This is a genomic window from Arthrobacter sp. MYb229 (genome assembly GCF_002975405.1).
Classification (GTDB): domain Bacteria; phylum Actinomycetota; class Actinomycetes; order Actinomycetales; family Micrococcaceae; genus Glutamicibacter.
This window is the reverse complement of the sequence record NZ_PCPS01000001.1, coordinates 1,265,301-1,278,557: the sequence shown is the minus strand read 5'-3', so window position 1 is coordinate 1,278,557 and position 13,257 is coordinate 1,265,301. Positions and strand designations below refer to the sequence as shown.

The following is a 13,257-nucleotide window of genomic DNA, read 5'->3' as shown; positions in this document are numbered from 1 at the left end:
CTAGGTTGCTGGGTGTGCTACTGTGCAAATTCTCTTATTTCATGGCGGGTGCCAACATCGTGCATTGACCCAGAGTCGGGGCCGTAACCTTTAAATGTCCGCCGAGAGCGTCGGGGAAACAAATACAAGAACAAAGTACAGAATCAGGAACGCCCAGAAAATTGCGATCGTTTTATTAAGGGGTGTGTCTTCATCTACTGAAGCAGCCATGAATTCTCCGTATCCTTAGTGGGCTCTGAGCCAAAGCAACCCATGCAGCAGGCAGGCCGTTTGCGGCGATTTTGGCTGTGGTAAACCTTGGTTCGCTTTTGAGGATCTACCAGCAATCCGATGTTGCGCTACCGGAAATTACCCTGCCGTATTCCCAAATATCCCCGAGGACCAGGCCAATTTATGACAATACTCAGGACTAATGGATCGCGTCAATGATTTCACCCTCGTGAATTAGGAGGATGGAGAAGCGATTATCCGGCGCGCACCGCTCAATATTTGGGGCCAAGGTGGGATGAGGCGGGCGGCGGAAAAGCGAATGCTGCCCCGCCAGCGTCATGGTCCCGATTCCCGGGGCGGAACGGCGCCGCTTGCCGGTCGTTCGGCGCCTGATTCGCGCGGGCCCGCGCGGTGAACCTTCTTTGCTGCGGGCTGGGGGATCCAAAGATATTCATCTCATCAACGCGGGTTCGGTTAGCCGATGGCTCGTTTGTTGATATTCTTATAAGTCGAGTCCTGTGTGATTTTCTATGCGCACCGTAAGACCTATCGAAAGAAGTGCCCGGCACGTGTTTAATTCACTTTCCGATCGCCTGACAGCTACCTTCAAGAACCTGCGTGGCAAGGGTCGCCTGACAGAGGCCGACATTGACGGTACCGCTCGCGAAATTCGCCGCGCCCTGCTGGACGCCGACGTCGCCGTACCGGTGGTTCGCGCCTTCGTAGCCCAGGTGAAGGAACGCGCACTGGGCCTGGAGGTTTCCGAGTCGCTGAACCCGGGACAGCAGGTTGTGAAGATCGTCAACGAGGAACTCGTTGGCATCCTCGGCGGCGAAACCCGCCGCCTGAACCTGGCCAAGAACCCTCCGACGGTGATCATGCTCGCCGGCCTGCAGGGTGCAGGTAAGACCACCCTGGCCGGCAAGCTCGCCAAGCACCTGAAGTCCGAAGGGCACACCCCGCTGCTGGTGGCCTGCGACTTGCAGCGCCCCAATGCGGTCAAGCAGCTGCAGATCAACGGTGAGCGCGCAGGCGTTCCGGTTTACGCCCCGCACCCGGGCGTCTCCTCGGAGTTCGATACCGCCACCGGCGATCCGGTCGCCGTAGCCCGCGATGGTGTCGCCGAGGCGAAGGCCAAGCTGCACGACATCGTCATCGTCGACACCGCCGGCCGCTTGGGCGTGGACACCGAGATGATGGCCCAGGCCGCGAACATCCGCGCGGCCATCGACCCGGATGAAGTCCTCTTCGTCATCGACGCGATGATCGGCCAGGACGCGGTCAACACCGCCCAGGCCTTCCACGAAGGCGTCGACTTCACCGGCGTGGTGCTCTCCAAGCTGGACGGCGACGCCCGCGGCGGCGCGGCCCTCTCGGTCGCCTCGATCACCGGCAAGCCGGTCATGTTCGCCTCCACCGGCGAAAACCTGGACGACTTCGAGATCTTCCACCCGGACCGCATGGCCTCGCGCATCCTGGACATGGGCGACGTGATGACGCTCATCGAGCAGGCCGAGAAGAACTGGGACAAGGGCGAAGCCGAGCGGATGGCGAAGAAGTTCGCCGACCAGGAAGACTTCACCCTGGACGACTTCCTCGCCCAGATGGCCCAGATCAAGAAGATGGGCTCGATGAAGAAGATGCTGGGCATGATGCCCGGCTCGCAGATTTCCCGCCAGCAGCTAGAGCAGTTCGACGAGCGCCAGATCGACCGCGTGGAGGCCATCGTCCGCTCGATGACCCAGCACGAGCGCGTGGCTCCGAAGATCATCAACGGTTCGCGCCGTGCACGTATCGCCAAGGGTTCCGGTGTCGCGGTTTCCGAGGTCAACCAGATGCTCGAGCGTTTCACCGAAGCACAGAAGATGATGAAGAAAATGGCCGCCGGCGGCGGCATGCCGGGAATGCCTGGCGCCGGAAAGGGCGCCGCGCGCAAGGCGAAAGCCAAGGGCAAGGGCAAGAAGCAGGCGAAGTTCGGCAACCCGGCCAAGGCCGCGCAGGCCGAGCTGGAAGCCAAGAACAAGAAGGCCTCGGCACCTGCCGGTTCGGCCTTCGGCCAGGGCGCCCAGCAGGACTTCGATCCGTCGAGCCTGAACCTGCCAGCAGGTTTTGAGAAGTACTTGGGCAACAAGTAATTCTTCGGTTTTTTACCAGACTGCGCTTCGTGGACCTTCGGTTCGTGGGGCGCAGTTTTCTTTGCGCTACGCCAGTATTCAGAGCCACTGGTTTCGGCGCCAGTTCACGCGCCGTAGGATGGAAGGCAGGGGTACTCTCCCCGTATTTTGGAAGTGCACGGCATTTCCAGCTAGGCGGCACATCATGTCCGACAAGTCACCACGCAAGGGCGAAGCGAAGAAGCCCGCAAAATCCATCAAGGAAAAACGCGCCGAGAAGCGGCTGAAGAGTGCTGATTCCATCACCGCATCAGCACGTAAAAACGCCAAATAAGCATCAGCGTCCGATCCTTAGGTAGCGAATCAGCGGCCTAAGAACAGCGCCCAGCCAAGCCTCTGCCTCTCGGTCAGCCACCGTCCGGCGGAGGCTTGCTGCTTTCCAAGATTTTCTCGAGCACGCAGCGCGGGCCGAATCTGCTTCACCCCGAGGCCATGCCCGAATGAGACAGGATTTCGCGTGATTCCTGCCCATGCCTAAACTAGTGAGAAATCGATTGATCAAAGCGTGAAAAAGGGGTCCTAGATCGTGGACGATAATGAGTTCAGCTTTATCAACCTTGAATTTATCTTCACCGGTTCAAAGCCTGAAGCGGCCGCCGATGTCCACGCCGTCCTCGCCGAACACCGGCTCGTCGGTTTTATCGACGGTGCGAGATCCCGGGAGCACGCCACGGAGGTGCTCGCCGAACTGGCGACATTGAACGATGCCCGGGACCCGGTGCTGTGCCAGATCGGCCCGGAAGCTGCACTTATCCAAGGCCCGCGGCTCACGGAGCTGGCCCATAACCTCAAGGCGGCAAGCGGTGCGCGATTCGTCTTGATCAACGGCGAGGAATTGGACGGCCCGGTCCCGGGAGAAGAACAGCTTGGCCAGTACGCTCCGGACGCGCAGTTATTCCAGGGCGCTACCCTGAAAGTCTCGGATCTGACACTTTCCCCGCGCCTCGAAGGCAATACCTTCACGGTGTTCAGAAATCTCGCCGGGCTGACGGTCCTGCCCAGTAATCCATTGGAAGAGCCCAACATCTCGCGGTCCAGCCGGCCGTACCTGACGCTGACGCGCAGCGGCAGCGTGCTCACCGCATCGATCCACTCCAAAGGCCCGCTGCGTCCGCAGCTCTTGCCCGACCACGTGTCCTACCAGATCGATCTGGAACGCATGAGGATCCTGGAGGCCAGTACCGGCAGCGATGCGCAGTTGCTGTTGCATGCTATGGACGAGTGGAACGACGGGGTCTACGCGGACGACTATGAGATCGTGGATCAGCTGCTGGCAGCCGGACCGGCGCGGGAAGAAGCAAAATCGATTCTGCGCGCGCCACGCTCGGCGAACAATCTCAAAAGGTTCCTGACTCTTCATGGTTATGACCCGCGGAGCATCGACTTCCTCTCGGGCGCACCGGTTCCCGAGGACGCACGGGAAATCCATGTCCACGGGGTGCTGAACTCGATCCGAGTCACCTTCGAAGAGTTCGAACGCGAGGCCACCGGCCTGATGGGTTTGCTCTCCCGCACCGGGTGGAGCCCGCGGGCGTTGATTTCCTCCAGCGTGGCCGTCCTGGCCGCCGGAGCCATCGCAAACCGGGCGATGAAGACTTCGCCAAGCCTGTCCCGTATACCTAAGCCGCTGCGCCGGGGTCTCATGTTCTTCTGGTACTCGGACGGTGTGTATTACCTTGCCAGGGGAGTCAAGGAAGCGTTGGAACCGAAACTGCAGAAAGCCATGTCTTCCTGAATCGACTGGTTCGGCGTCGAATCCCAGCCTGATTTAGCCACCCGTAGACGGGTACTGAAGCTGCGAGGACTGGAAGGCAAGGTCGCAGTCAGTGGGATCCCAGATCTGCGGGAGTGATCCAGCAAGTCACCGTGCGCTGTGATTCGCGCCTTCTCAAGTTCATTTCCAACGGCTGCATGGAGCCGCGGTCCTATGTGACTTCCCGGATTGAAACGGAGCATTTCGCGGTGGATGAGCTTACCCGCGGATCGGGATTGGCCACGTCGATTGCTGTGCGAGATACAGCAATTTATTGCGGGCAACTAGATCGGGAGCTGTCGATCTGCGTTTCGATACGAGCAAGCTGCCACAAAAAGCGCCGTAGGTGGAAGCATTCGGCGTTAGGCTATAAGTCGCCTGTTGATTTTGAGGGTGATTTTCGGGTTGTGGTGGAGTTCGCTGCTTAGCGTTTTTGCTCCCGGTGTCCACTTCCCGGGGGCCGCCCGTCCTTTCGCGTCTCCCAAAAGAGGAGTCTTTTGCTGAGGCATCATCAGAAACCCTCGACGTCATCGCCGACCTGTTCGGGATCCTGAATGACAAGCCAACCAAGCACGTCGGAAAGACCAAGCCGATGAAAGTGCTGCACCGCAAACGTCCCGAGCTCATCCCGTTCTTCGACGAGAATATTCGCCGCTGCTAATGCCTGATCGGGGAGGCACCGGTGCCACCGGTGAAGACTCAGACTCATCGTGACTTCGCCGAGGCCTGGCTGCCGGCACTACAACGGGACGTGCTGCAGCAGTTGCCCGTGTGGGAAGAAATCGTAACCATGGTCGACCCCTCGGTGCCCATCACGGTGCTTCGTGCCCTCGATATTGTGGGCTGGGATCTGGGCCGAGCACCGCGCAGCGGTTGAGTGTCCGGCCGTAGCTCGTGCAGTCCTCTTGATCGCGTAAGTGCCCTAGACGGAACCTGACTGCCGTCGGCGGCCTGCCCGTTCTGCGAAGGCATCCAGGGCATTGAGCATCTCGGGAGCGCGCCAGAATCTGCCCCGTTTGTATTTGTCGACACCGATAACCACCCCATTTTCGGTTAGAAGGTCCATGGCTCGCTTGGACCTGAGGTAGTCCAGTCCCAGCTCTGCTTCCAGCACCGCGGCATTTACCACGGGTCGGCTTTCCAGAAGCTCAAGGACTCGCCACACTGCGGCGTCCTTGCGAGCCTTGATTTTGGCTTTCCAGGAGTCTGCAATCGATGTGACGTCCTCGGCAAGTTGTGTGCCGTTCCAGATTGCCCGGAATGAGGCTTCCGCGCAGAGCGTGATGATCGGCTCGGGGTTTCCAGCGCGGTACGCATCAAGGGAGCGGTGGTAGGCGCCGATGTCCGCCAGGAGACCAGCAGAAACGGGCGTTGACACGTTGCGCGCGACGCCGTGGCGTTTGAGCATCGAGTGGATCAGAGCCCTCCCAGTTCGGCCGTTTCCGTCCGTGAAGGGGTGGACGGTTTCAAACTGGGCGTGAGCTATAGCTGCCTGAGCCATCGCGGGCACGTCAGTTCGTCGGGCGTAGACCATCAAATCTTCCATCAATGCAGGGACTCGGTCGTGATGGGGTGGGATGAACTCTGCGCCGATAGGGCTGCTTGAGCTGGTTCCAATCCAGACTTGCTGCTGCCTCCATGAGCCTGCAGTAGCCTCGTCTCTCGTACCTTTCATCAGCGCTCTGTGCATGTCGAGGATGCTACCAGTGTCAAGATTTTCCGAGGCCGCCAGAGCCGATTCCATCGCCCTAACGTTTCGCACCACGAGTGTGGCGTTCAGTTCCTCTTCGACGCCGAGCTCGGCTTCGCCCAGGCTGCGGGCGTTAGCCGTCAGGTTCTCGATTTGCGACGAGGCAACGGATTCGGACCGGAGCATGATCGTTGCAAATGGACCGACCCGCGCACCATACTTTTCATCGAAGCGGCTGATTTCCCGGCTCGCTTCTTCGGCGAGAGATGCGATCTGAGGCGAGGGTGCATAGCCAGTTTCTGCGATGGTCGGAGAGACGAAGGCTTTGTAGTTCTGGCCCCGCATTCCGGACATGAATCTGTGATCGTTGAAATCCTGGGCCCCACCCTCCCATGTGACCTCGTCATATTCGGCCTCTGGCCATGAATTGCTGGACGATAGCGAGTTGTTGGCCTCGTCTCTGTGGCTGTGACCGAACTTCCCATCCATATGGCGTGATTGCTGATTCATCGATGCCTCCATCTGCAACTCTTCTAGTTGGATTCTATCACTTAGTAATTTATCTGATAGAAAAGTCCTTCCTGGCTTTCACCTCTAGTCTCTGCGACCCTGCTATCTGGTTGCCGGCGGCGTACCTTCTATCGTTTATCCGGTTATCTGATAGAAAGTGTCCCACCGGTTATCATTTAGGGATATCTTCCCGACGGTCTCGAAGAATTCTGGATCCCCAGGGGAAAGAACTCGCAAGCGTCTTGTGTTGAATCCGCCGATGCAGGTCCGAACCCGAATGCCGGATGGGGATTTTCTACGGACTGCTTTTCCGGTATCCAGCTGCAACACCGTACATTCGCATTTCGCTGGCGGACGAAAGCTAGAGAAAAACTGCCGCATATCCTAGGCTAGGGCTAACGGGGTACCCTCCCCATTTTTGGAAATGCGCGGCATTTCCGGCAAGGACGGCACATTATGTCGAACAAGTCACCACGCAAGAGCGATGCGAAAAAACCCGGCAAGTCCATCAAGGAAAAGCGCGCCGAAAAGCGCTTGAAGCACGCTGATACGGTCACCGAGCCGGTGCGGAAGTCAGCCAAATAATTAAGAGCCAGCCATGAGCGCTGTGCACTAAGCACTAAACACCAATCGAGCCCCTGTACCGCAGCGAATGATCGCCGGGCAGGGGCTCGATGGCGTTCTGCCGCCAGCTGCTGGCGGCAAGCAGCCTTAGGACAGCTGCGGATCCACGTCGAAGTGCTCGGCCACCTGGGTGATGACCTCGTTGGCGCCCTGGAGCGAGACCGAGGAAAGGAAGATCGAGTCGTCCACCGGCAGTACCTCGCCGGTGAGCTTCTTCCACAGCGGGTTGGAGGTGAACTTCTTTTCCTGATCCCGCGACGCGTCGCCCTCGGCGCCTTCCGGTGCCCAGGTGGACTGGAAGATGACCTCTGCGTCGGCCTTCAGGATCTCCTCGGAAGACAGCGGTACGAAGATGGACTCGGTGGTGTCCGGAGCGTCCTTGGGGCGGGGGATGCCCATATCCGCCATGATTTCACCGATGAAGGAATCCGTGGCATAGAGCCGGGCGGTGTCTTCGCCGGCGAAGCGCACCAGCGAGTAGGTGGTATCCGCCTGCTGCGCAAGGATTTCCTTGCCCACGGCGGCCGCGCGGGTTTCGTAGTCGGCCACTGCCTGCTCCGCCTCGCTCTTCTTGCCCAGCGTCTCGCCCAGCAGCACGACGTTCTCCTTCCAGGTCGGTCCGGTGGACTCGGAGAAGACGGTCGGGGCGATCTTGTTCAGCTGGTCATACATGCCGCCCTGGCGCACGTCGGCCGAGATGATGATGTCCGGGTCTGCGGCCAGCAACTTTTCGAGATCCGGCTCGGTGGTGGTGCCAACGTTCACCGCGTCCTCGGTCAGCTCGGTGACGTCGCCGAGGTATTCGGGGAAGGGATTGCCGGACTTGCGGTACTCGGTGTACGCCACCAGTTCGGCGCCAAGCAGCAGCGTGGCGTCCACATAGGACGGATCCAGCGCCGCCACGCGCAGCGGGCGTTCGGCCAGCTCGGTCTTTCCGCGGAAGTGCTCGATGGTGACCGGGAAGCCGGAATCTGCGGATGCATTTTCCTTGGCGGGAGTCTCGGAGGTTGCGGCGCCGCCGCAGGATGCGAGGGTGAGGGTTGCGGCGGCCAAGGCTGCAGTGAGGCCGATCAAGCGCGAAGTATGCATGCGAGTGCTTTCCGTGAAGATGATTTACTTATTGGCGCATAGTCTAATTCTTAGACGCGAGCTTAGGTAAGGGTAAACTCAATCTGCGAAATGTACAGTAGCATGGTTCTGGCCCACTTGGGCAACATCCCGCGTCGCACGAAGGGTAATGAGTCATTTCACGTAGCACAGCACGGGCCGCCAGCCTCCTCGCCCTTTCCCTCGGTGTGATCGCCGCGGTGCTGCTGAGCCTCTGGATCGGCAGCAGCACCTCGAGCATCGCCGAACTGCGCCATGCCCTCTTCAGCCCCGATGAGCGGGTCAGCGACATCGCCATCCGGGAGATCCGCTGGCCGCGTACCGTCACTGCGCTGGCCGCCGGGGCCGCGCTGGGCATGGCCGGAACCCTGATCCAGGGCCATACCCGCAACCCCATTGCCGAACCGGGCCTGCTGGGCATCAACCAGGGAGCCGCGCTGGCCATCGTCTCGGTGGCCGTGTTCTCCGGACCGCTGCAGCCCTGGCCGCAGGCACTGCTGGCGCTGGGCGGCGCATTGGCGGCGTCCCTGATAGTTTTCGGCATCGGCCGGGTGGACGGACGCGGCGCCTCGCCGATCACCCTGGTGCTCGTCGGAGCGGCGGTGACCGCGCTGTGCGCCGGAGTGGTCTCCGCCATCGTACTGCTCAGCGAGGCGGCATTGGAGACGCTGCGCTTCTGGCAGGTCGGTTCCGTGGTCCAAGGCTACGATTCGTTCCTGGCGCTCTGGCCGCTGCTGCTGGCCGGGACCGGGCTCGCCATGGCCAATGCGCGCGGGCTCAATGCCCTGACCCTCGGTGAAGATTCGGCCCGGGCCCTGGGCATCACCGCGCCCCGGGCGCGCGGCATCGGGTTGGCGGCGATCGTGATGCTCTCCGGTCTGGCCGTCACCCTCGCCGGGCCCATCGCCTTCCTCGGCCTGCTGGTGCCGCATGTGGCGCGGCGGATCTTCGGCGCGGACTACCGCTGGGTGATCCCGGGCTCCGCGGTCTGCGGAGCGTTGCTGCTGGTGGTCGCCGACGTGCTCGGGCGCATGCTGGCGCGTCCCGGCGAGCTCCCGGTCGGCGTGGTGGTGGCCATGCTCGGGGCGCCCTTCTTCATCTACGTGGCCCGACGACGCAAGCCGGTCACCGTATGAGCGCCCGACGCACCGCGCCGACGGCGCTGCTGCTGTTCCTGGCCACGCTGGCGGTGCTCTGCCTGCATCTTTCCATCGGCGGCACCCCAATTCCGCTGCCCGACGTGGTCGGCAGCCTGCTCGGCATATCCCCGGATCCACGCACCGAGCTGGCCATTATGGAATTCCGGCTGCCGCGCAGCCTCGCGGCCTTATGCGCCGGCGTCGGCTTCGGCGTGGCCGGTGCGCTGACCCAAACCGTGGCGCGCAACCCGCTGGCCAGCCCGGATATCCTCGGCGTGACCAACGGTGCGGCGCTCGGCGCCGTCGCGCTGCTGGCGCTCACCAGCCAGGTGCAGGGCCTGCCGATGTTCCTGCACGCCTACGGGCTGCCGATCGCCGCCACGCTGGGCGGGCTGCTGGTCTCGGCGCTGGTCTTCTCGCTGGTCTGGCACAGCTCGCTGGAGAGCAACCGGCTGGTGCTCGTGGGACTGGGCATGAGCGGGCTCTGCGCCGCGCTGACCTCGTGGATGCTGACCCTGGGCGACGTGTACAACGCGCAGCAGGCATTGACCTGGATGGCGGGCACCGTCAACGGCGTTTCCTGGGCGGATCTGGCCATCGCCCCGCTGGTCATCGCCATAGGCGTCGCGCTGGCCGCGGCGCTGCGCAACCAGCGCGAAGTGCTCGCCCTGGACTCGGATACCTCCCGCGCGCTGGGCATGGACCTGGGCCGGGACCGCATCATCATGCTGGGCCTGGCCACCGCGCTGGCGGTGGCCGCGACGGTGATTGCCGGGCCGCTGGCCTTCGTCGCGCTGGCCAGCGGGCACGCTTCGCGCTTGATTGCGCGCAGCACCGTGCCGCCGGTTGCGCATAGCGCGCTGGTCGGTGCCATCTTCGTGCTGCTTGCGGATTTGGCCGCGGCCCGGCTATTCTCCGTGGTGCTTCCCGCGGGCGTGGCCACCGCCGTGATCGGCGCGCCGTACCTGATCTATCTGGTGATCCGCCAGACGCGGGTGCGCAGCGCCTGAGCTAGGCGCGCGGACGCAGCGCGGGAAAGTCCGAATCGCGGAATTCGGTGCCCGCGACTACGCCGGTGCGGTGCCGGTCTTCCTCGGCCCGGCGCAGTTCGACCCGGCGGATCTTGCCCGAGATCGTCTTGGGCAGGTCGGCGAATTCGATCCGGCGGATGCGCTTGTAGGCCGCCAGATGCTCGCGGCAGAAGCCCAGGATGCTCTCCGCCAGTTCGGGGGAGGGCTCATAGCCCGCCGCCGGGACGATATACGCCTTGGGCACCGTCAAGCGCAGGTCATCCGGCGCCGGGACCACCGCCGCCTCGCCGACGCCGGGGTGCTCGATCAGCACCGATTCCAGCTCGAAGGGGCTGAGCTTGTAGTCGCTGGACTTGAACACGTCATCGGCGCGGCCCACATAGGTGAGAACCCCGTGTTCATCGCGTTCGGCAATGTCTCCGGTGTGGTAAACCCCGTCCCGGAACACCTCGGCGGTCTTCTCCGCGTCCTCGAAGTAGCCCTTCATCAGCCCCAGCGGCCGCGGAGCGGTTACCAGGCAGATCTCGCCGAGATCGCCTTCCGCGCCGGTGGCCGGATCGCGGAGCACCACCTCGTATCCGGGCATCGGGCGGCCCATCGCGCCGATGGTGATGCGCTCTCCGGGCGGGTTGGCGATTTGCACGGTGGTTTCGGTTTGCCCGAAACCGTCGCGGATCACCTGGCCCCAGGCGCGCTGCACCTGATCGATGACCTCGGCGTTGAGCGGTTCCCCGGCGGAGACCAGCTTGATCGGGGGAGTTTGAAGCAGCGACAGGTCCGCCTGGATCAGCAGCCGCCACACGGTGGGCGGCGCGCAGAAGCTGGTGACCTGCTCCTTGGCCATCTGGCCCATCAGCGCCGCGGCGTCGAATCGTTCATAGTTGTAGATGAAGACCGTGGCCTCGGCGATCCACGGGGTGAACAGATTTGACCAGGCGTGTTTTGCCCAGCCCGGGGAGGCCACATTCAGGTGCACGTCGCCTGGCTCCAGGCCGATCCAGAACATCGTGCTCAGATGCCCCACCGGGTAGGAGGTGTGGGTGTGCTCAACGAGTTTTGCCTTGGAGGTCGTGCCCGAGGTGAAGTAGCGCAGCAGGGTCTCATCGGCCCGGGTCGGCTCGCTCAATTCGAACTCGGCCTCGGCGGTGAGCGAGTCCTCGTAGCTGAGGATCCCGGCGTCCGGTGCGCCACCGATCTGGATCAGCCGGTAGTCTCCGCGCACCGTCTCGAACTTGTGCATTTCCGACTCATTGGTGATCATCCAGGACACGTGGCCGCGTTCGATCCGGTCTTCGAGGTCAGCCGGGGTCAGTTGGGTGGTGCAGGGGACGAGCACCGCCCCGAGCTTGATGCCGGCAAGCATCGTTTCCCACAGCTCAACCTGGTTGCCGAGCATCACGGCGATCGAATCCGAGCGTTGCACTCCCTGGTCGCTGAGCCAGCGCGCGAGCTGGGTGGAGCGGGCCGAGAGTTCTCGCCAGGTGCGCCGCGTCGAACTGCCATCGAGTTCGGTAATGATCAGGGCCGGTTCCTCGCCTCGCTGCGGATCCGCGGCGAGGTGGTCGAACCAGTCGGTGCCGAAATTGAAGTGGGTGAACTCGGGCCAGCTGAAGGACTCCTTGGCCTTCGAGTAGTCCTTGCGGAGCTCCAAGAGTTGATTGCGGGCGGCGCGGAATTCCTCGCTGACGTTCATAGATGTCCTCCAACTTCCGTGTGGTTTCAAAAGGTGACCTGCGTTACGTGCCAATCTACTTGGATGTCAAAGCATTTCAAAGCACCCGCGCGCTGCTTTTTGAATTCGCGGCAGCCGAGTGGCGGGTCCGAGGGGAATGGAGATGGCAAACCCCTCGGGGCCACCGCGTACCAGCGGGGAATCCGAGGGGTTGGGTGAAGCCAGGCCGCCGTGGCGGGCTCTAGGGGCACGGCTTCCATGACTTGCCACCGGGTGCGTAGCAGCGCGGACCGGTGTAGTTGCTGGGTCCCTGCTGGCGCGGCTGCTGAGTTTTCGGTCGCGGCTGCTGAACCTTGGGTGCGGCCGGTTTCGGTTTCTGCTGCTGGAGGCGACGTTGCTCGGCGGCCTTTTGTTCGGCAGCTTGTTGCTGTCGCTCTATGGCTGCGCGACGCTGTTCTTCGGCTGCTTTTTCTTCCGCTGCCTTCTTTTTCTTTGCTGCTTCCTCTTTTTTCTTCTTTTCGGCTTCCTTTCGCTCTTCCTCGGCCTTGATCAGAGCGGTCTTATGGTCTTGATGTGCTTGTTCGATGCCGTTTGCACGCGATATTGATGTATCGAGATTCGCTACGTTCTTGGCAAAGTGCGTGGCGAGTAGCGCATAAGCAACGGGATGCGTGTTCGGCGTGAGCTTGTCCAGTGCGCTTTTGGCGCCTTGTCCGAGTGCTATGGCGGCAGCGGCCTCTCCGGCCAGGCTTTCGGCTTCGTTGATCGAGTCCGCCGGAGCGTCGCCAAGCTGGCCCAGAGCTTGCGTGGCTTCTTCCAGCTTTGCTGGGATAGTGCATTCGGCGTTTGGGTCGAAGAGCCCGGCGGTCGTGGTCGATGCTTCCTTCTCTGCCCGAAGCACTTCGTCATAGAATCGGACGTTCGGCTCATATTTGACCGCGATGCCAAGACCGGCGGCCGCGATCTCGGCATTTATCAGGCTTTTATCCTTGTAGACACCGGCCAGTGTGCGTCCATACCTATCGGTGCGTTCGATGTCGTACTCGAGCTTCACCTTGTCCCCCGGGGCGAGCAGCGATTTGAGGTAGTCGGAGGCTTCGGGGCCCATGCATTCGACGGCCTTATCCGGGTCCACCGTCTCTGGGGTGTCGATGTTCAGGAGCCGCACGCGGGTTTCCTCGCCGGCGATGCGCATATCCACGGTGTCCCCGTCGATCACGCGGACTACCGTGCCGCGCGAGTCACTATTCAAGGTGCCCGCGTATACCGCGCCGCCGGTGACCAGGGCGGCCGTTACGCCGATCGAAATCCAGGCGGTTCTTTTCTTGCTCATTGATGACTTCCTTT

At 62.1% G+C, this 13,257-nt stretch carries 12 protein-coding genes; 8 read left to right on the top strand and 4 right to left on the bottom strand.

The features are described from left to right. The first annotated feature begins 779 nt into the window (after positions 1 to 779). From ffh to CQ019_RS06025, 5 genes are all read left to right on the top strand, one after another. Positions 780 to 2,345, top strand: a complete 1,566-nt coding sequence (ffh, locus tag CQ019_RS06040; protein WP_105569158.1) for a signal recognition particle protein — start codon at positions 780 to 782, stop codon at positions 2,343 to 2,345. Between the two features lie 184 nt (positions 2,346 to 2,529). Then, positions 2,530 to 2,658 carry a hypothetical protein gene (locus CQ019_RS18700; protein WP_258134051.1) on the top strand — a complete coding sequence of 43 codons (129 nt, stop codon included), beginning with the start codon at positions 2,530 to 2,532 and terminating at the stop codon, positions 2,656 to 2,658. Between the two features lie 252 nt (positions 2,659 to 2,910). Continuing rightward, on the top strand, positions 2,911 to 4,119 hold the full coding sequence (locus CQ019_RS06035; RefSeq protein ID WP_105569157.1) for a hypothetical protein: 1,209 nt from the start codon (positions 2,911 to 2,913) through the stop codon (positions 4,117 to 4,119). Between the two features lie 460 nt (positions 4,120 to 4,579). After that, the gene (locus CQ019_RS06030) at positions 4,580 to 4,798 is read left to right on the top strand and encodes a DUF6308 family protein (RefSeq protein WP_105569156.1); all 219 of its coding nucleotides are present in this window, start codon (positions 4,580 to 4,582) and stop codon (positions 4,796 to 4,798) included. A gap of 30 nt (positions 4,799 to 4,828) precedes the next feature. Further along, positions 4,829 to 5,014, top strand: a complete 186-nt coding sequence (locus CQ019_RS06025; protein WP_146113331.1) for a hypothetical protein — start codon at positions 4,829 to 4,831, stop codon at positions 5,012 to 5,014. A 45-nt stretch (positions 5,015 to 5,059) separates the two neighbouring features. Here the strand turns inward: CQ019_RS06025 and CQ019_RS06020 are convergent, their stop codons facing one another. Continuing rightward, on the bottom strand, positions 5,060 to 6,337 hold the full coding sequence (locus CQ019_RS06020) for a Fic family protein (protein ID WP_105569154.1): 1,278 nt from the start codon (positions 6,335 to 6,337) through the stop codon (positions 5,060 to 5,062). 456 nt (positions 6,338 to 6,793) lie between these two features. On the opposite strand from CQ019_RS06020, the gene CQ019_RS18695 reads away from it, so the two are divergent. Continuing rightward, on the top strand, positions 6,794 to 6,922 hold the full coding sequence (locus tag CQ019_RS18695) for a hypothetical protein (protein WP_258133772.1): 129 nt from the start codon (positions 6,794 to 6,796) through the stop codon (positions 6,920 to 6,922). A 126-nt stretch (positions 6,923 to 7,048) separates the two neighbouring features. Here CQ019_RS18695 and CQ019_RS06015 read toward each other — a convergent pair whose 3' ends face one another. After that, positions 7,049 to 8,050 carry an ABC transporter substrate-binding protein gene (locus tag CQ019_RS06015; RefSeq protein WP_105569153.1) on the bottom strand — a complete coding sequence of 334 codons (1,002 nt, stop codon included), beginning with the start codon at positions 8,048 to 8,050 and terminating at the stop codon, positions 7,049 to 7,051. A gap of 206 nt (positions 8,051 to 8,256) precedes the next feature. Between CQ019_RS06015 and CQ019_RS06010 the strand changes: the two genes are divergently transcribed. Next, positions 8,257 to 9,204 (top strand): iron ABC transporter permease, encoded by a 948-nt coding sequence (locus CQ019_RS06010; protein WP_258133774.1) that lies wholly within the window; start codon positions 8,257 to 8,259, stop codon positions 9,202 to 9,204. After that, on the top strand, positions 9,201 to 10,217 hold the full coding sequence (locus CQ019_RS06005; protein ID WP_105554618.1) for an iron chelate uptake ABC transporter family permease subunit: 1,017 nt from the start codon (positions 9,201 to 9,203) through the stop codon (positions 10,215 to 10,217). Before CQ019_RS06010 ends, CQ019_RS06005 begins: the two co-directional genes overlap by 4 nt. 1 nt (position 10,218) lies before the next feature. Here CQ019_RS06005 and CQ019_RS06000 read toward each other — a convergent pair whose 3' ends face one another. Continuing rightward, on the bottom strand, positions 10,219 to 11,931 hold the full coding sequence (locus tag CQ019_RS06000; RefSeq protein WP_105569152.1) for an AMP-binding protein: 1,713 nt from the start codon (positions 11,929 to 11,931) through the stop codon (positions 10,219 to 10,221). A gap of 220 nt (positions 11,932 to 12,151) precedes the next feature. Further along, complete coding sequence (locus tag CQ019_RS05995; RefSeq protein ID WP_181148264.1) at positions 12,152 to 13,243, bottom strand: thermonuclease family protein; 1,092 nt, start codon at positions 13,241 to 13,243, stop codon at positions 12,152 to 12,154. Positions 13,244 to 13,257: the final 14 nt, after the last annotated feature.